18 protein-coding genes are annotated in these 16,278 nt (G+C 63.5%); 10 read left to right on the top strand and 8 right to left on the bottom strand.

Going from position 1 to position 16,278, the window contains the following annotated elements; all coding sequences use genetic code 11:
* Nucleotides 1-139 precede the first annotated feature (139 nt).
* Nucleotides 140-2,689: an ABC transporter permease gene (locus tag ACSQ3L_RS04930; protein WP_436158927.1), complete on the bottom strand. Its 2,550-nt coding sequence runs from the start codon at nucleotides 2,687-2,689 to the stop codon at nucleotides 140-142.
* Nucleotides 2,689-3,384, bottom strand: a complete 696-nt coding sequence (locus ACSQ3L_RS04925; RefSeq protein ID WP_436158926.1) for an ABC transporter ATP-binding protein — start codon at nucleotides 3,382-3,384, stop codon at nucleotides 2,689-2,691. Before ACSQ3L_RS04925 ends, ACSQ3L_RS04930 begins: the two co-directional genes overlap by 1 nt.
* Nucleotides 3,385-3,472: 88 nt before the next feature.
* Between ACSQ3L_RS04925 and ACSQ3L_RS04920 the strand changes: the two genes are divergently transcribed.
* Together ACSQ3L_RS04920 and thpR are read left to right on the top strand one after the other, a co-directional pair.
* Nucleotides 3,473-4,117: an arylesterase gene (locus ACSQ3L_RS04920; RefSeq protein WP_436158925.1), complete on the top strand. Its 645-nt coding sequence runs from the start codon at nucleotides 3,473-3,475 to the stop codon at nucleotides 4,115-4,117.
* Between the two features lie 114 nt (nucleotides 4,118-4,231).
* On the top strand, nucleotides 4,232-4,828 hold the full coding sequence (gene thpR, locus ACSQ3L_RS04915) for an RNA 2',3'-cyclic phosphodiesterase (protein WP_436158924.1): 597 nt from the start codon (nucleotides 4,232-4,234) through the stop codon (nucleotides 4,826-4,828).
* Here the strand turns inward: thpR and ACSQ3L_RS04910 are convergent.
* A complete protein-coding gene (locus tag ACSQ3L_RS04910) occupies nucleotides 4,732-5,250 on the bottom strand; it encodes a low molecular weight protein-tyrosine-phosphatase (protein WP_436158923.1) in 519 nt (172 codons plus the stop codon). The two genes, thpR and ACSQ3L_RS04910, sit on opposite strands and share 97 nt — an antisense overlap.
* A 50-nt stretch (nucleotides 5,251-5,300) precedes the next feature.
* On the opposite strand from ACSQ3L_RS04910, the gene ACSQ3L_RS04905 reads away from it, so the two are divergent.
* Nucleotides 5,301-5,597 (top strand): 4a-hydroxytetrahydrobiopterin dehydratase, encoded by a 297-nt coding sequence (locus ACSQ3L_RS04905; RefSeq protein ID WP_436158922.1) that lies wholly within the window; start codon nucleotides 5,301-5,303, stop codon nucleotides 5,595-5,597.
* 106 nt (nucleotides 5,598-5,703) lie between these two features.
* Nucleotides 5,704-6,066, top strand: coding sequence for a YkvA family protein (locus ACSQ3L_RS04900; RefSeq protein WP_436158921.1), 363 nt, complete (start codon nucleotides 5,704-5,706; stop codon nucleotides 6,064-6,066).
* A gap of 46 nt (nucleotides 6,067-6,112) precedes the next feature.
* On the opposite strand, the gene ACSQ3L_RS04895 is transcribed toward ACSQ3L_RS04900, so the two are convergent.
* Nucleotides 6,113-6,727 (bottom strand): methyltransferase family protein, encoded by a 615-nt coding sequence (locus ACSQ3L_RS04895; RefSeq protein WP_436158920.1) that lies wholly within the window; start codon nucleotides 6,725-6,727, stop codon nucleotides 6,113-6,115.
* Between the two features lie 355 nt (nucleotides 6,728-7,082).
* Between ACSQ3L_RS04895 and ACSQ3L_RS04890 the strand changes: the two genes are divergently transcribed.
* Nucleotides 7,083-7,586, top strand: coding sequence for an invasion associated locus B family protein (locus ACSQ3L_RS04890; RefSeq protein WP_436158919.1), 504 nt, complete (start codon nucleotides 7,083-7,085; stop codon nucleotides 7,584-7,586).
* Nucleotides 7,587-7,726: 140 nt separating this feature from the next.
* On the opposite strand, the gene ACSQ3L_RS04885 is transcribed toward ACSQ3L_RS04890, so the two are convergent.
* Nucleotides 7,727-8,026, bottom strand: coding sequence for a hypothetical protein (locus ACSQ3L_RS04885; RefSeq protein ID WP_436158918.1), 300 nt, complete (start codon nucleotides 8,024-8,026; stop codon nucleotides 7,727-7,729).
* Between the two features lie 271 nt (nucleotides 8,027-8,297).
* On the opposite strand from ACSQ3L_RS04885, the gene rlmN reads away from it, so the two are divergent.
* Genes rlmN through ACSQ3L_RS04870 form a run of 3 tightly spaced genes read left to right on the top strand, consistent with a single transcriptional unit; the run spans nucleotide 8,298 to nucleotide 10,476 of the window.
* Nucleotides 8,298-9,533, top strand: coding sequence for a 23S rRNA (adenine(2503)-C(2))-methyltransferase RlmN (rlmN, locus tag ACSQ3L_RS04880; RefSeq protein ID WP_436158917.1), 1,236 nt, complete (start codon nucleotides 8,298-8,300; stop codon nucleotides 9,531-9,533).
* Nucleotides 9,530-10,000 carry a hypothetical protein gene (locus ACSQ3L_RS04875; RefSeq protein ID WP_436158916.1) on the top strand — a complete coding sequence of 157 codons (471 nt, stop codon included), beginning with the start codon at nucleotides 9,530-9,532 and terminating at the stop codon, nucleotides 9,998-10,000. Before rlmN ends, ACSQ3L_RS04875 begins: the two co-directional genes overlap by 4 nt.
* Nucleotides 9,997-10,476, top strand: coding sequence for a hypothetical protein (locus ACSQ3L_RS04870; RefSeq protein ID WP_436158915.1), 480 nt, complete (start codon nucleotides 9,997-9,999; stop codon nucleotides 10,474-10,476). Before ACSQ3L_RS04875 ends, ACSQ3L_RS04870 begins: the two co-directional genes overlap by 4 nt.
* A 5-nt stretch (nucleotides 10,477-10,481) precedes the next feature.
* On the opposite strand, the gene ACSQ3L_RS04865 is transcribed toward ACSQ3L_RS04870, so the two are convergent.
* Together ACSQ3L_RS04865 and ACSQ3L_RS04860 are read right to left on the bottom strand one after the other, a co-directional pair.
* A complete protein-coding gene (locus tag ACSQ3L_RS04865; RefSeq protein ID WP_436158914.1) occupies nucleotides 10,482-11,123 on the bottom strand; it encodes a LysE family translocator in 642 nt (213 codons plus the stop codon).
* Nucleotides 11,124-11,252: 129 nt separating this feature from the next.
* Nucleotides 11,253-13,328, bottom strand: coding sequence for a putative bifunctional diguanylate cyclase/phosphodiesterase (locus ACSQ3L_RS04860; RefSeq protein ID WP_436158913.1), 2,076 nt, complete (start codon nucleotides 13,326-13,328; stop codon nucleotides 11,253-11,255).
* 298 nt (nucleotides 13,329-13,626) lie between these two features.
* Between ACSQ3L_RS04860 and ACSQ3L_RS04855 the strand changes: the two genes are divergently transcribed.
* Nucleotides 13,627-14,850: an argininosuccinate synthase gene (locus ACSQ3L_RS04855; protein ID WP_436158912.1), complete on the top strand. Its 1,224-nt coding sequence runs from the start codon at nucleotides 13,627-13,629 to the stop codon at nucleotides 14,848-14,850.
* Between the two features lie 5 nt (nucleotides 14,851-14,855).
* Complete coding sequence (locus ACSQ3L_RS04850; RefSeq protein ID WP_436158911.1) at nucleotides 14,856-15,377, top strand: hypothetical protein; 522 nt, start codon at nucleotides 14,856-14,858, stop codon at nucleotides 15,375-15,377.
* Nucleotides 15,378-15,446: 69 nt separating this feature from the next.
* On the opposite strand, the gene ACSQ3L_RS04845 is transcribed toward ACSQ3L_RS04850, so the two are convergent.
* Nucleotides 15,447-16,247, bottom strand: coding sequence for a lytic murein transglycosylase (locus tag ACSQ3L_RS04845; RefSeq protein ID WP_436158910.1), 801 nt, complete (start codon nucleotides 16,245-16,247; stop codon nucleotides 15,447-15,449).
* Between the last annotated feature and the right edge of the window lie 31 nt (nucleotides 16,248-16,278).

The following is a 16,278-nucleotide window of genomic DNA, read 5'->3' as shown; positions in this document are numbered from 1 at the left end:
ATATGATGGTTATTCGCGTGAAGAACAAGACCGTAACCGGGTGTAATGCTTCGTGAGACTGCATCGGTCCGGTTTTCCGGCCTTTGTCGGGCGCAACATTACGCCGATTTAACCAAAATGCCGGCCGCGAGGGCGGAATTCAGAGGTTGCGCAGCACGGGTGCCGCCTTCTGGCCAAGCACCCGCCAGGTGCCGGCCAGGCCAATGCCGACCGTGATCACCAGCGAAAACAGAATGGTCGCTACCGCCACCTCGGGCATGAAATGCGACGGCAAAGTCATGATGCGGGCGACGACGAACCACGCCGCCGCACCGCCTGCCGCCAGGGCGAAGATCGCGGTGGCGAGCCCGATCAGCATGTATTCGAGCGAGAAGGCTGCGATCAGCGTCGTGCGTGTCGCTCCAAGCGTCTTCAGCACCACCGCGTCATGGATGCGCGCCCGGTTGCCGGCGGCAAGCGCGCCGGCCAGCACCAGCACCGAAGCGATCAGCGCCACGCCGGCCGCCGCCCGGATCGCCGTGCCGAGCTGCCCGACCAGCCGGTTGACGATTTCAAGCGCATCCTTGACCCGCACCGTCGTCACCGCCGGGAAGGCGCGGGTGACGGCATTGAGGATACGGGCATCGTCGGCCGACGTGGCGGTTTTTTCGGTCAGCGTCGCCATCCAGCCATGCGGGGCACCCGCGAATGTATTGGGCGAGAACACCATGACGAAATTGATGCCCATCGTCTCCCATTCGACCTGGCGGAAATTGGCGATCCGGGCCGTGACATTGCGGCCGAGGACATTGACGGTGATCGTGTCGCCGAGCTTTAGCCCGATTTCCTTGCCTTCCACTGCCGAAAACGAGACCAGCGGCTCGCCGGTATAATTTTCCGGCCACCAGCTGCCCTCGGTCAGCGTCGCGTTTTCCGGCTGCTTCGCATCATAGGTCAGGCCGCGATCGCCCTTCAGCACCCAGGCGCCTTCCGCCGGCACCTTGACTTTGTCGACGTCGACGCCGTTCAGCGCCATCACACGGCCGCGCAGCATCGGCACCTTGGCCAGCACACCCCGAGGCGCCTCCTTGCCGACCAGCGCGGAGAAGGAATCGACATCGCTGCTCTGGATGTCGACGAAGAAGAAGTTCGGCGCCCGCTCCGGCAGGCTGCGGGAAATCTGGCGCCTGAGATTGCCGTCGATCAGCGCCAGCGTCACCAGCAGCGTCAGCCCGAGTCCCAGCGACAGAACCACCGATGGCGTCAAGGCGCCCGGCCGATGGATGTTGCCGACGGCGAGCCGCAGCGCCACGAAGCGCACGCGCGGGCTTTTTCTCGCCGCCCATTGCACCAGTGCGCCGACAAGGCGCAGCACCAGGAAAGCGAAGATGGTGGCGCCGACGAAGATCGAGGCGATGCGCTGGTCGCCCGAAAACAGAATGGCCAGCGCCGCCAGCAACAGCGCGATGCCGACCGCCGTCGCGACATAGACCGGACGCGGGAAGCCGCGGCCTTCCAGCCCCATCTCGCGAAACAACGCGGTGGCCGGCACGTCGCGGGCACGGCCGAGCGGCAGCAGCGCGAAGGCCAGCGTCACTAGCAGGCCGAACACCGCCGCCATGCCGAGCGCGCCGGGATAGAAGCCGCCTTCGGCCGGAACCGGGATGACGGATTGCAATGCAGCACTCGCCGCGAACGGCATCAGCGCGCCCAGCACAAGGCCGAGCACGATACCCAATGCGGCGATGATCAGTATCTGGACCAGGTAGACGGCAAAAACGAAGCCGCCCGAAGCGCCAAGGCTCTTGAAGGTGGCGATGACGCCGCGCTTGCCGTCGAGATAGGCGCGCACCGCATTGGCGACGCCGACGCCGCCGACCACCAACGCCGTCAGCCCGACCAGGGTCAAGAACTGCGAGAAGCGTTCGATGTTGGACGACAGCGCGGGTGCGGCGTTGCTGCGCGTGCGGATCGACCAGCCGGCTTCGGGAAAATCCTTCGCCGCATGATCCTGGATGGTCTTCAGCCGCGCCTCGTCGGCATCAGTGGGTAGACTGACCTTGTAAGCATTCTCGACCAGGCTGCCCGGCTGGATCAGTCCGGTGGCCGCCAGCGCTTCGGTCGAGATCATCAGCCTTGGCGCGAAGCCGAAACCGTCGGACACGGCGTCCGGTTCGGTGATCAACCTGGCGCGCAGCTCGAAGGTGGCGGTGCCAAGCTTCAGCCGGTCGCCGATCTTGAGGTGCAGTCGTTCGAACAAAAGATCGGGTGCCGCCGCGCCGAAAACGCCGAACTCCTCACCGAACAATTCCTGCTTCGACAGTGCCGGCTCGGTTTCCAGCGCGCCGTAGAGCGGATAGGCTTGGTCGACCGCCTTGGCCTCGACCAGCGCCTGGTCGGTTCCGTCGGCCAAACGCGCCATCGAGCGCATGCTGGCGGTCCGCGAAACGACGCCCAACCCGTCAAGGAAGCCACGTTCGGCCTGGCTGGCGTCGCGCTGATTGATCTGGAAGCGGAGATCGCCGCCAAGCAGCGTCTGGCCCTGATTGGCGACACCGGCATTGATCGAACGCGCCACCGAGTTGACGCCGCCGATCGCCGCGACGCCAAGCGCGATGCAGGCGAGGAAGATCAGGAAGCCGGACAGGCCGCCGCGCATCTCGCGCAGCGAAAAGCGAACCGCGAGCCTCAACGTCCGCGACAACGGCATCAGGCCGTCACCTTGACTTGCGCCGGCGCCTCGATCCGGCCCGAGCGCATCGAAACCTGACGCGAACAGCGCGCCGCAAGCGCTGGATCATGAGTGACCAGCACCAGCGTCATGGCGCGCTCGGCAGCCTTGGCAAACAAGAGATCGGCGACCTGCCGCCCCGTCGCCTGGTCGAGATTGCCGGTCGGCTCGTCGGCGATGAGGATGCGCGGCGACGGCGCCAACGCCCGGGCGATCGCCACGCGCTGCTGTTCGCCGCCCGACAATTCGCCGGGATAGTGGGTGATGCGGTCGCTGAGGCCAACCGCCGCCAGTTCGCGCGCCGCCACCGAAAACGGATCGGGATGGCCGGCCAGTTCCAGCGGCACCGCGACATTTTCGAGCGCCGTCATGTTGGGGATGAGATGGAAGGACTGGAACACGATGCCAATGTTTCGGCCACGAAACGAAGCAATTTGGTCCTCGCTTTTGCCGTCGAGCAACTCGCCGGCGATTCGGACCGTACCCGAATCGACCCTTTCCAGGCCTGCCAAAACCATCAGCAATGTCGACTTGCCGGAGCCCGAGGGACCGACGATGCCGGTCGCCTCGCCGGCCGCCACATCGAGGCTGACGCCCTTCAGCACATGGACCGATGAAGCCCCCTCGCCAAGGGTCAGGGATATGTCTTTCAGCGCGATGACGGCTTCTGTCAAAATGAAAGCGTCCTATATCAAGGGATGAAGGCTCTGCTTGCCGGAAGCCGTCGACGAAAGAATTCCTTGCTCATATGGGGCCTGCCGCATGTCTTTCAAACGCAGTATTGCCGCAGGCTTCATGCTTTTCCTCGCTATTTGCGGCGCCATTTCGTCGGCGCGTGCCGAGCCGTTCAAGATCGTCGGCTTTGGTGACAGCCTGATGGCGGGCTACGGCCTTGGACCAGACCAGGGCTTTACCGACAGGCTGCAGGCAGCCCTTGGCGACAAGGGCCACGATGTGACCGTCGCCAATGCCGGCGTCTCCGGCGACACGACGAGCGGCGGCCTAGCGCGGCTTGACTGGTCGGTACCGGATGGCACGCAGCTGGTCATCCTCGAACTCGGCGCCAACGACATGCTGCGCGGTGTCTCGCCCGACATCACCAAAAAGAACCTCGACGAGATGCTGGGCAGACTGAAGGAGCGCAAGATCGCCGTGCTTTTGGCCGGCATGCGCGCCGCGCCCAATCTCGGCCCCGACTACCAGAACGCCTTCGACGCCATTTTTCCGGACCTGGCCAAAAAATACGACGTTGCGCTCTACTCGTTCTTTCTCGACGGCGTCGCCGGCCAGCCCGGCATGCAGCTCGAGGACGGCTTGCATCCGAGCCCGCAAGGCGTCGACCTGATGGTCGAACGCATCCTGCCCACCGTCGAAAAGGCCATCACGGCGGTGCCGGGCGGTTCATAGCGTTTCCGTTGGGGAAGCTTTTTTGCCAAGACTGTGACCAACAAACCTCTTGCCCCGTTTGACTATCGATGATTCGCTATGGGTACAGTTCGATTCGAGGAAGGGAGGCTCTTCATGCCGCGTCTTTTCACCGCCCTCGAAATTCCGCGTGACGCTGCCCTTTCGCTGTCCCTGCTGCGGGGCGGCCTGCCCGGCGCCCGCTGGATCGACGTCGAGAACTATCATCTGACGCTGCGCTTCATCGGTGACATCGAGGGTCACGTCGCCGACGAGATTGCCAACGCGCTCGACCGCGTCCATCGCCCCTCCTTCTCGCTGGCGTTGTCCGGCGTCGGCGCTTTCGGCCAAAAGAAGCCGCATGCGGTGTGGGCGGGCGCTTCCGCCTCGCCTGATCTTGCCGCCCTTCAGAACGAGATCGACCGCATCTGCCAGCGGCTCGGCATCCCCGCCGACCCGCGCAAGTTCATGCCGCATGTCACACTAGCAAGGCTGCGCAATTCGACCCCGCTGGACGTCGCCCAATATCTGTCGGCGCGCGGCAATTTCTCGACGCTGCCGTTTCGCATCGGCCGTTTCGTGCTGATGTCGTCGCGCGATTCGGTCGGCGGCGGCCCTTACATCGTCGAGGAGGCCTGGCCGTTGTCTGGCACGGACGCCCGCGCCCCCAGCCTTGTCGCCAACGCCTCCGACGCCTCGCGGATCATGCGGTAGACCGAAGCGAAGGCTTCCGCTCCATCATGGTAGGGATCCGGCACGTCGCCTGCCTTTCCCTGCGCGAACTCCAGGAACAGATGGATGCGGTCCTGCATGGCCGGCGGTGCCAGCGCTTTCAGGTCGGCGACATTCGACCTGTCCATGCCGAGGATCAGGTCGAAGTGGTGGAAATCCCGCGGCGTGACCTTGCGCGCCTTCTGTCCGGAAATGTCGACGCCGTGCCGCACCGCAATCGCGATCGCGCGTCGATCGGGGGCAGAGCCGGCCTCCCAGTCACTGGTTCCCGCTGAATCGAGCAGCATATCCCGACCCGGCCCGCGCTCCGCCCAAACGGCGCGAAAGACGCCTTCCGCCAGCGGCGACCGGCAGATGTTGCCGAGGCAGACGAAGAGAATGGAATTTATGGGCTTCGCGCTCATCGATCCGTCGCTATTGTGAGGTCGGTTTTCGAATAGCACAGGATGTGAACATGGCGAGAGAGAAACTGGGCAGGCAAGCCGTTGAAGCCGCATTGACCGGTCTCGACGGCTGGTTGCTGGCAGAAGACGGCGCCTCCATCAGGCGCACCTTCACCTTCGCGAATTTCTCCGAGGCTTTCGCCTTCATGACCCGCGTCGCGCTTGCCGCCGAGACGATGGACCATCATCCCGAGTGGCCGAATGTCTACAAGACCGTTGACGTCATGCTGAACACCCACGACGCCGGCGGCGTCACCGCGCTCGATATCGATCTGGCGAAGAAGATGGACCGCTTTGCCGGGGGCTGACGTCTGCCTAATCGACGCCGACATCTTGTAGCCGGGTTCGCCTTTCACCACATTTTCGCTCGCGGGCATGCGCTGGATGCGCATGAGTCCTGCAAGGAGAAACTGAATGGCGCAACAACCAGGTTTTGATTTCTTCGGCTTCGGCGGCAAGCTCGGCGACGAGAACGAAGTGCGCGAGAAATTCTGGCGCACCGCCAAGAAGGCCGCGCGGCAGATCCCCTTCATGGAAGAGGTCGTGGCCGCCTATTACTGCGCTATGGACAAGAACACACCGCTGCGCGCCAAGGGCGTCTTGCTGGCCGCGCTCGGCTACTTCGTCCTGCCGGTGGATGTCATTCCCGACTTCGTTTTCGGGCTTGGCTTCACCGACGACATCGCCGTGCTCACCGCCGCGATCACGGCTGTCAGCGCCCACATCACCCCGGCGCACCGGCAGGCCGCCAAGGACGCCATCGCCGACAAGGGCTGAGCTGGTGCGGCGCAAAGAGTGGCACGGGTCTCGGTGCCGCGGCCGGTCAAATCCACCGCCGCACCCGCGCCTTGTAGGCACGATAGGCGTCGCCGAATTTCCGCTCCAGATAGCGCTCTTCCCGCGCGATAACGCCGGTGTTGATCACCCACAGCAACGGGACGACCAGCCCGATGGCCCAAAAACTTCCCGCCGCGACGCCCAGACCCAAATAGACAAGGGCCGCTCCCAGATAAAACGGGTTCCTGGTTCGCCGGTAGATGCCGTCGACGACCAGGGCCGTCGTCGGCAGGGTCGGCGGAATGTTGGTGCCTGCGGCGCGAAAGCGCCCCGCCGCCATGAAGATGATGCCGAAGCCGCACGCCGCGAGCACGGCACCGCCCAGATAGCGGGCGGGCGCCTGCGCGGCCAGGGCCGGGAGCGGAATGACCGTCTCGAGGACCGCAGCCGCCGCCAGGAAGCCAAGAAAAATCAAAGGTGGCAGCGCAATGACTCCGGCCACGTCGGGCGCGCCCGGTCCGCCTGTAGCCTCCCTGCCATCCGATCGCGGCACCGCCGCAGCGGCGTCGGTCACCGCCCGCATGGCAACACGAATGCCGAACCCGATCAACAGAACGACGGTGCCGCCCGCCAGGATCAGGACTGTCTCGGAAAAGGCCATGATCGAACCTCCCATACGCCGCCAATGAGGCGCCCGGGCCGAGCACCTTGGAAACGAACGCAGGCATCCTACCGGCTGGAGGGAAATTCGTCACGTGTCTCGGAAGCCAGGATGGCTGGAGGACCTGGTTTGAAAAGTCAAACTCTTGCCGCTTTCGTGGCCTCCAAGTCGCCAAAGGGACGTCGCGCCACCCGCTGACAGGGCGGCGGCGCGGGAATGGCGGCGGTTTCCTCGGGTGAGGGTCCTTTTCTCTTGGGAAATTCACCGTTTGGTAACCCAGATTAAATCAAAATGAAGCGACGGGCAGGACGCCAAGCCGGCCTGCCTCCGCACCAGTTGGAATACGGGAAAAACGATGCGCGGATTGATTGCTATAGTTTCAAGCCTGGTCCTGGTGGCCGTGGCCGCGCCGGCATTGGCGCAGTCGGCGACCAAGATCGGCCAGCACAATGCCTGGGGCACCTACAGCTACCAGGCATCGGGCGGCAAGGTCTGCTATGTCCTGACCGTGCCGACCGACAAGCAGCCGCCGACGCTCGACCATGGCGACATGTTCTTCTTCGTCAGCCAACGGCCCGGCCAGCAGATCTCCTACGAGCCGCAGTTCATCGCCGGCTACAATTTCCAGGAAGGCTCCAAGGCCACCGTAACCATCGACAAGAAGACGTTCTCGATGTTCACGCGCGGCAAATCGGCCTGGGTCGAGAACGCCGCCGAGGAACCGGTGCTGATCGCCGCCATGAAGACGGGCACCGACATGAAGGTGACGGCGAAGTCCGGCCGCGGCAACCCGACCTCCTATGTCTTCTCGCTGAAGGGCATTTCGGCGGCGCTGACATCGATCGCCAAGTGCAAGTAGGTCATCTTCCAAAGCGTTTGCGCCTGCAAGTCAGGCGATCATTCATGAACCGCACTGCACGACTCCGCCGCAACCGTTTGCATTGTCAACCGATGGTCCCCCGCCGGCTTCCACGCCGGCGGGGCAAACCGCAACGAGGCTTACATGGCCAATTTCTCACACTCGGCCTGAGCCTTCTTGGTCGACGTATCGATCATGAAGGCTTTGCCCTTGGCGTCGGTCATCATCATCATGCAGTGCTTGATCGGCTTTGCCATCTTCATCATCTCGGCGCCCATCTTTGCATCCGGCATCATGGTGCCCATGTGCCCGTCCGGCATGATCGCCATCACTTCTCCACCCTTCATCATGGTCATCGTGCCCATAGTGTCTTCGGCAAATGCCTGCGAGACGGAGAGGCCGACGAGGCTGGCAATGACGGTGAGCTTGATAGAGTTCATTTCTGCATACTCCCATTTGTAGAGGCACAGTCGCCCCTTTCAGACTTCGAAGGCGCGATGGGAATCGTTACGCGAACACAACCATGTGATCGGTTCCTTTGCAGCGGAAGTTGGAGCAAGCTTGCCAGATGGCGGCAGCAACCTGTCAGCCGGCGTGCGTGGGGTTGCATTCCACGCGCATGACTCCTGGCTCAACCTGTGCTATGCGCCGCGCTTCCGTTCCGGCACGATGCGTGAAATCGGCCGCAAACCGCTTATATCAGTGGCAACCATGACCCTTTCATTCGATCTCACCACCGACGGCGCCCGCGACGCGTTGCGTGCCCGCTCGGCACAGCCCGAAAAGCAGTCGCTGATCGGCTTGACGCGTATTGAGCTCGGTGAGGCTCTCGTCGCTTCCGGCACCGTGCCCGAGCGCCAGGCAAAAATGCGCGCCCAGCAGCTGTGGCATTGGATGTATGTGCGCGGCGTCTCCGACTTCGCCGGCATGTTCAACATCTCCAAGGATCTGCGCGCCGAGCTCGACAAGCATTTCACCGTCGCCAGGCCCGAAATCGTCGAGGAGCAGATCTCCGCCGACGGCACGCGCAAGTGGCTGTTCCGCTTTCCGCCGCGCGGCGCCGGCCGGCCGGTGGAGATCGAGACCGTCTATATTCCCGAAGAGGGTCGCGGCACGCTGTGCGTCTCCTCGCAGGTCGGCTGCACGCTGACCTGCTCGTTTTGCCACACCGGCACGCAAAAGCTGGTGCGCAATCTGACCGCGGAAGAGATCCTCGCCCAGTTGCTCACCGCCCGCGACCGCCTCGGCGATTTCCCCGACCGCGACACGCCGGACGGCGCCATCGTGCCGGCCGAGGGCCGCAAAGTGTCCAACATCGTCATGATGGGCATGGGCGAGCCGCTCTACAATTTCGAGGCGGTGAAGAAGGCGCTGCTGATCGCCTCCGACGGCGACGGCCTGTCCTTGTCGAAGCGCCGCATCACGCTGTCGACCTCCGGCGTGGTGCCCGAAATCTTCCGGACCGGCGAGGAGATCGGCGTCATGCTGGCGATCTCGCTGCATGCCACCAATGACGATCTGCGCGACCTCCTGGTGCCGATCAACAAGAAATATCCGCTCAACGAGCTGATCGCCGCCTGCCGGGCCTATCCCGGCCTGTCGAACGCCAAGCGTATCACCTTCGAATATGTGATGCTGAAGGACGTCAACGACTCCATCGAGGACGCCAAGGGGCTGATCAAGCTGCTCAAGGGCATTCCAGCCAAGATCAATCTGATCCCGTTCAACCCATGGCCGGGCACCAACTACCAGTGCTCGGACTGGGAGACGATCGAGAAATTCGCCGATTACATCAACAATGCCGGCTATGCCTCGCCCATCCGCACGCCGCGCGGCCGCGACATCCTCGCCGCCTGCGGCCAGCTCAAGTCGGACTCCGAGCGCATGCGCAAGGTCGACCGGCTGGCGCTGGAAGCGATGATGATAGCGGGGCACGGGGAGGCGTGAGCCGCCCCGTTGCCTGGCTGAGGCGCCTCGCCGTGATGGCGGTCGGCTATCTCTTCGCAGTGCTGGCCTCGATCCTGGTCCCCGTGCTGCTGATAGCTCTCCTGGAAGGCATCGAAGACGGCAACTGGTCGATCATTTTCGCCTTCGACTGGCTGGGTTCCTTCCCGCTCGCCGTGTTGACCGTGACGATCGGCGCCCTGTTGATCGTCGGCCCGGCACTCTTTGTCGCCGAACGGTTTTCGCTTCGGGGATGGTTCTACTTTGCCGCCACGGGTGCGATCACGTCCATCGCCTTTGGCGTATCCATGCCGCGCTCGGCCGGCAGCTTTGTCTTCAATCCGGGCTTTCTCGGTTTCCTGGCCACCGCCGGCATTGCCGCCGGTTCGGTCTACTGGCTTCTGGCTGGACGCAAATCCGGCATGCGCCGGGATCTGGGCCGAGATTTGGGCCAAGATTTGGGATCATGACCCGTCCCGTCGGCTACCTCGTCCGCTTCACTGTCATCCTGTTCGGCTATGCCGTCGCCTCGCTGGCGGCGAGCGCATTCCTCAACATCCTGTTCCTGGCATCGCTGGGTTACACGCCGGAGCAGGTGCACCCAACGGCAACGGCTTCCCTTTATTTCTCAATTCCCTTCGTCGCCCTGTTCGTCGCCTATTTTGCTCTGATGCCGGCCTCCGTCGTCATCCTGATTGCCGAAATCCTTGGCCGGCGCGACTGGCTGTTCTATGCGCTGGCGGGCGCGGTGGTTGCGGCCGTTTTCCTCGGTCTTGTCGACCACAGCGATAACACCGCCTTCGCGGTGACCGACCCCAGCGCCATCATGGCGGTGATCGGCGGCGGCATGGTCGGCGGCTTCTTCTACTGGCTCAGCGCCGGCCGCTGGGCCGGAAGCTGGTGGCAGGGCAACCCGGGGGCCGAAGATGATGGCCGAACAGGATAACGGCCTTACTTCGCCTGCGCCGTCAGGATCTTGAGCGCGAAGGCCGAAAAAACGCCGGCGAAAAGATAATCGACCACCCGCGTCACGCGCGGGCTGGCCTTCATCGCCGCCGAGAACTTTTCCGCCGCCAGCACCATCGGCACGGTCACCGGGACCGACAGCACGATGAACATGAGCCCAAGGAAAAACAGCTTTCCCGGCGCGTTCGGGTCATGCGCGGAGACGAACTGCGGCAGGAAGGTCATGAAGAACAGGATGATCTTCGGGTTGAGCAGATTGACGCCAAGGCCCGCCGCCCAGCTGCGCAACAGCGAAATCCGAGGCCCCGTCTTCTTCTCCGGCGAAAAGGCCGAGCCCCTGGTGATCGCCTGCCAGGCAAGGAAGACGAGATAACCGGCGCCGAATATCTTCAGCACGAAGAAGGCCATCGGCGAGGCGACGATCAGCGCCGAGATGCCGACCACCACCAGCGTGGTGTGGATCAGCGTGCCGCACAGCGCACCGGCCATCGAGGCAAAGCCGGTGGCGCGGCCCTGGCTCAGCGTGCGCGAGACGAACAAGGTCATATCAGGCCCCGGCGTGATCGCCAGGATGACGGTGGCGATGGCGAACTGGATCAGCGTGGTGGTATCTGGAATGAACGACATGAGCGGCCCCGGGAGATTGGGAGGCCCTATACAGGATGCGCCATGACGGTGCCAGACACAGCAGCGATCCGATGGTCGATCCAGGAGGCGTCTGGCGAAGACATTCGCGGGTGGCCAGCCGCCGCAATCCTACGCCTGCCGGCTCAGCCGCATCCTGGCGGGCTCCTCCGCGACGAGCTGATCGTTGCGGACATCGGGACCCCCGGTGATCTGGTCGATCGGCTTGGGCCGGCCGAGGAAATAGCCTTGCGCCTCGTTGCAGCCTTCGACCTGCAGGATGGTGAGCTGGACATGCGTCTCGACGCCTTCGGCGAGCACTGGAATGTCGAGGCTGCGGCCCAGCGTCAGCACCGCCCGGATGATCGCCTTGGCCTGCGGGCTTCGCTCGACATCGGCCATGAACGAGCGGTCGAGCTTGATCTTGTCGAAGGGAAACGAGCGGAGCGTATCGAGCGATGAATAGCCCGTGCCGAAATCGTCGATCGCGATCGTCACGCCCAGTGCCTTGATCTGGCGCAGGACATGCAGCGTGCGCACCTTGTCGGCGACGATCGTCGATTCGGTCAGCTCGAGCTCCAGCCGTTTCGGAGACAGCCCGGTCTCGACCAGGATCTGGTGAACGAGCTTGGCGAGGTCGGCATGGGCGAACTGCACCGGCGATAAATTGACCGCGATCTTGTGGCCATTGTCCCACGAAGCCGCCTGACGGCACGCGGTCCGCAACACCCATTCGCCGATCGCCATGATCGAGCCGTTCTCCTCGGCGATCGGGATGAACTCGGCAGGCGGGATCATGCCATGCACGGGATGGGTCCAGCGCAGCAGCGCCTCGTAGCCGCAGGTGGCGCCGGTCGGAACCGAGGTCTGCACCTGATAGTGGAGCGAAAGCTCGCCGCGCTCGATCGCCTGCCGAAGGTCGGTGGCAAGGGCGCGACGCGCCCGCGCCGTCTCGTCCATGGCGGATTCGTAGAAGCAGACGGCCCGCGTCACGTCGTTCTTTGCCCGGTACATGGCGAGATCGGCATTGCTGACCAGCCTCTCCCGATCGGCCCCGTCGCGCGGATAGACGGCGACGCCAATGCTGGCGCCGGCGGCGATTTCGAAATCGTCGAGCCGCAACGGCTCGAACAGCGATTTCTCCAGCCTCGAGACCAGGCCGAGAAGGTCTTTCTGATCCTTGAAGCGCTTGATCGCGGCGAACTCGTCACCGCCGAGCCGCGCGACGAATTCGCCGTCGCCGGTGAGTTTCGCCAGCCTGCGGGCGACGATCTTGAGCGCCTGGTCGCCAGCCGCGTGCCCCCTGAGGTCGTTGATCTCCTTGAAGCGGTCGAGATCGATGACGATGACGGCCGTCATCGTTTCCTTGTCTTCCCGCGCCCGTTCGATCTCATGGTCGAGGCGGTCGTTGAAGGAGACCCGGTTGGCAAGGCCGGTAAGCGCATCGTTGAGGGCAAGGTGCTGAAGCCGCTCGAAGCTTTCCAGGCGGCCGCGTTCGTCGATCAGATAGCTGGCGAAGCCGGTGGCCGCGACGATCAGGCCGACAACGGCGACGGCGACCGCCATCGCCACGAGAATATCCGGATTGGTGCCGGTGGTGATGAAGGACAGCGGCGTCACTGCCACCGCCGCCATCGCCGTGAAATGCAGGCCGACGATCGCCAGCACCAGCAGCCCGATGGCGAGATACTGCGACCAAGGGTATGGCCGGCGCACGGCATGGCCGATGGCTATGGCGGAAAACACTGCCGAAATCACCAGCGAGGCGACGACATAGGAGCCATCCCATTCGACGATGCCGGCGACGTGATAGGCCATCATGCCGGTGTAGTGCATAGCCGAGATCGCCAGCCCGACGACGCACCCGCCCCACTCCGGAGCAAGACGCCGGCTCCTTCCGGATGCGAGGGTGAAGCCCAACCCGGTGCCGGCGATGGCGATGACCAGCGATGCCATGGTCAGGACCGGATCGAAGGTGATCGGCGCGCCGGGCCGGTAGGCCAGCATGGCGATGAAGTGCGTGCACCAGATCGAGGAGCCGGCGGCGACCGCGGTCAGGAACAGCCAGCCCTTCATCTGCACGCCAGCGGTTTTCCTGGCGCGGTCGAAGAGGCCGATTGTCACCCAGCAGCCGGTGACGCACATCAGCGCCGCCAGCAGGACGAGCCATAGATTATGCTCCATGGCGATACATGATATAACGCGCATCAGGAATGACCCAAGCCCGAGGGTGCCCGCGATGAGCGAGCAAGGCCGTGTCGGCACCTCGCCAACACAGCTTTGTCGTCATATTAGTGGCAGGGCGTGAAAACTTGATTAAATCCCTCCAGCAAATACAGTCCTTGATTGCAGCAGGTTGTTTTCCCTGCCCGCACTACCCCTCGCCATGCGCTGGGACCAGAAGCCATGCACGCGGGCGTGCTTGCTCGCTCTGCCGTTCCTGCTAAAAGGCCATCCGACAATCCGTGACGCCCGGCTTGGGGTGTCCGCCATCGACGGGGTAAAAATGTCCAAGGCCAAAGACATCAAGAAAGTCGTGCTCTCCTATTCCGGCGGTCTCGACACATCCATCATCCTGAAATGGCTGCAGACCGAGTTCGGTGCCGAAGTCATCACCTTCACCGCCGACCTCGGTCAGGGTGAAGAGTTGGAACCAGCGCGCCGCAAGGCCGAGATGATGGGCATCAAGGACATCCGTATCGTCGACGTGCGCGAGGAGTTCGTCTCCGACTTCGTCTTCCCGATGTTCCGCGCCAACACCGTCTATGAAGGCACCTATCTGCTCGGCACCTCGATTGCGCGGCCGCTGATCTCCAAGCATCTGGTCGAGATCGCCAGGGAGACCGGCGCCGACGCGATTGCGCATGGCGCCACCGGCAAGGGCAACGACCAAGTTCGCTTCGAGCTCTCGGCTTACGCGCTGAACCCCGACATCAAGGTCATCGCGCCATGGCGCGACTGGTCGTTCAAGTCGCGCACCGACCTGATGAACTTCGCCGAGCAGCACCAGATCCCGGTGCCGAAGGACAAGAAGGGCGACGCGCCGTTCTCGGTCGACGCCAATCTCCTGCACTCCTCTTCCGAGGGCAAGGTGCTGGAAGATCCGTGGGTCGAGCCGCCGGAATTCGTCCACCAGCGCACCGTTTCGCCGATGGACGCGCCAGATAAGGTGACCGAGATCGAGATCGAATTCCTCAAGGGCGATCCGATCGCACTCAACGGCAAGAAACTGTCGCCGGCGACCATGCTGGCGGCCCTCAACGATCTTGGCCGCGACAATGGCATCGGCCGGCTCGACCTGGTTGAGAACCGCTTCGTCGGCATGAAATCGCGCGGCGTCTACGAAACACCAGGCGGCACCATCCTGATCGCTGCCCACCGCGCGATCGAATCGATCACGCTCGACCGCGGTGCCGCCCACCTCAAGGACGAATTCATGCCGCGCTATGCCGAGCTGATCTACAACGGCTTCTGGTTCGCGCCCGAACGGCTGATGCTGCAGGCGATGATCGACAAGAGCCAGGAAGACGTCGAAGGCACGGTGCGCCTCAAGCTCTACAAGGGCAACGTCATGGTCACCGGCCGCAAGTCGAAGAAGACGCTGTATTCCGACGCGCTCGTCACCTTCGAGGACGACCGTGGCGCCTACGACCAGAAAGACGCGGCCGGCTTCATCCGCCTCAACGCGCTGCGGCTGAGGACACTGGCTGCGCGTAACCGCAATAAATAACGCGGATGCGCGGTCCCGTTCGCTGCCTGGCGCCGCTGGTCCTTCTGGCGACGCCGGCGGCGAGCCAGGAGTTTGACCCCGCCGCCCTCGACCTTCCCGCGCTGATCGAATGCCGGGCTGACGTTCCGGCCTACAACGACTTTGCCCTTTGGCTATCCAGCGCACCAGGTGCCGTTGGAACGCTTGGCTGGAAGGAGGTTGCCTCGGGCAATCCGTTTCTCAGCCAATATGAACTGCCGGCCAAAATTCGGGTGTTCAACCGAGAGACAGGATCGATCGTCTTTACCGCTGCCGGGCCGATGGCCGTGCTCGACGGCGTTACCGCGCCGGAGCTTGCCAGAGAGCTCGATGTCGCAGCCGTTTTTTCGACGCCGGAGAAATTCCTTGGCGAGAAGGTCATTGTCCAAAGCACCGAAGAGACGGATGGATTGACCTTCTCCACGGACATCAAGCTCAACGTCTCGACCGTCGAGTCACACCCCGGCAAGACGCTGGCCGGCTGTTCCTACACACTCGAAATCAAATGAAAACCCGGCGTCGTGCCGGGCTCTCAATCAAGTCAAATGGCCGGGTTCTGTCCAATGAGGACGACCCTGTCAGTCGTCGCCGTCGATCGCGGTGGCGATGCGAGCGATGGCCTGCTGATAGACGCTCGCGGAATTCCAGCCGGCAATTGCGCCCATATTCGAACTCGCGCTCGCACCTGCCCGCCAGCCATGGCCCTTGAGGAAGTTGGCGGTGGAAGCCAACGCCGTGCCCTTGTCGCGCAGGTTTCCGCCGCCCACGCCATACTTCAAGACATTTCCGGGCAGGAACTGCGTGTGGCCGATCTCGCCATGCGCGGCGCCGACCGACGAGGCCGTCAACGCCCCGCGATCGACCAGCTTCAGTGCTGCAATGGCATGCGGGTAAAAGAAACCCGGACGGCGGCAATCATAGGCAAGCGTCAAAATGGCAGAGACCGTGTTCTGGTTGCCCATGGCGGAACCGAAGCCGGTTTCCATCCCCCAGATGGCGAGCAAGACACCGGGCGACACGCCGTAATTCGCTTCGATCTTGGAAAACAGTGCCGCGTTCGACTTCTTCAGCGACCGCCCCTTGGAAATGATCGCGGCGCCGCCACGACGCCTCATGAAATCGTCCACCGAGCCGCTGAAGGCCTTGTGAATGCCGCGGTCGACGGAGATCGTCTTTGTCGCGTAGTTCGCCCCGGCCAGAGCGGCCAGACCCTTGGCGCCTACGCCTTCGGACTGGGCCTGCGCGGCAAAATCCTGCTTCCAGGCCTCGAAGCCGGCGCCGGTCTTGCCGCAACTGGCCCCCGCCTGCGCGCCCGTCGCCAGCGCAAGCACAGCCACTACGGTTGCTGCAAACATCTTTCCCTTGGCAAGAAATGCCATGTTTTTCTCCTGGTTGCCTGAATCACGTCCC

Source organism: Mesorhizobium sp. LjRoot246, from assembly GCF_964254115.1.
Classification (GTDB): Bacteria; Pseudomonadota; Alphaproteobacteria; order Rhizobiales; family Rhizobiaceae; genus Mesorhizobium.
This window is presented reverse-complemented; position numbering and strand designations above follow the sequence as displayed.

Bases quoted from the DNA above. Each gene is read 5' to 3' on its own strand.
- ACSQ3L_RS04885 (WP_436158918.1), bottom strand. From the start codon at position 8,026: ATGAACTCTATCAAGCTCACCGTCATTGCCAGCCTCGTCGGCCTCTCC.
- rlmN (WP_436158917.1), top strand. From the start codon at position 8,298: ATGACCCTTTCATTCGATCTCACCACCGACGGCGCCCGCGACGCGTTG.
- ACSQ3L_RS04865 (WP_436158914.1), bottom strand. From the start codon at position 11,123: ATGTCGTTCATTCCAGATACCACCACGCTGATCCAGTTCGCCATCGCC.
- ACSQ3L_RS04890 (WP_436158919.1), top strand. From the start codon at position 7,083: ATGCGCGGATTGATTGCTATAGTTTCAAGCCTGGTCCTGGTGGCCGTG.
- ACSQ3L_RS04905 (WP_436158922.1), top strand. From the start codon at position 5,301: ATGGCGAGAGAGAAACTGGGCAGGCAAGCCGTTGAAGCCGCATTGACC.
- ACSQ3L_RS04930 (WP_436158927.1), bottom strand. From the start codon at position 2,689: ATGCCGTTGTCGCGGACGTTGAGGCTCGCGGTTCGCTTTTCGCTGCGC.
- ACSQ3L_RS04860 (WP_436158913.1), bottom strand. From the start codon at position 13,328: ATGCGCGTTATATCATGTATCGCCATGGAGCATAATCTATGGCTCGTC.
- ACSQ3L_RS04845 (WP_436158910.1), bottom strand. From the start codon at position 16,247: ATGGCATTTCTTGCCAAGGGAAAGATGTTTGCAGCAACCGTAGTGGCT.
- ACSQ3L_RS04920 (WP_436158925.1), top strand. From the start codon at position 3,473: ATGTCTTTCAAACGCAGTATTGCCGCAGGCTTCATGCTTTTCCTCGCT.
- ACSQ3L_RS04855 (WP_436158912.1), top strand. From the start codon at position 13,627: ATGTCCAAGGCCAAAGACATCAAGAAAGTCGTGCTCTCCTATTCCGGC.
- ACSQ3L_RS04870 (WP_436158915.1), top strand. From the start codon at position 9,997: ATGACCCGTCCCGTCGGCTACCTCGTCCGCTTCACTGTCATCCTGTTC.
- ACSQ3L_RS04910 (WP_436158923.1), bottom strand. From the start codon at position 5,250: ATGAGCGCGAAGCCCATAAATTCCATTCTCTTCGTCTGCCTCGGCAAC.
- ACSQ3L_RS04895 (WP_436158920.1), bottom strand. From the start codon at position 6,727: ATGGCCTTTTCCGAGACAGTCCTGATCCTGGCGGGCGGCACCGTCGTT.
- thpR (WP_436158924.1), top strand. From the start codon at position 4,232: ATGCCGCGTCTTTTCACCGCCCTCGAAATTCCGCGTGACGCTGCCCTT.
- ACSQ3L_RS04850 (WP_436158911.1), top strand. From the start codon at position 14,856: ATGCGCGGTCCCGTTCGCTGCCTGGCGCCGCTGGTCCTTCTGGCGACG.
- ACSQ3L_RS04900 (WP_436158921.1), top strand. From the start codon at position 5,704: ATGGCGCAACAACCAGGTTTTGATTTCTTCGGCTTCGGCGGCAAGCTC.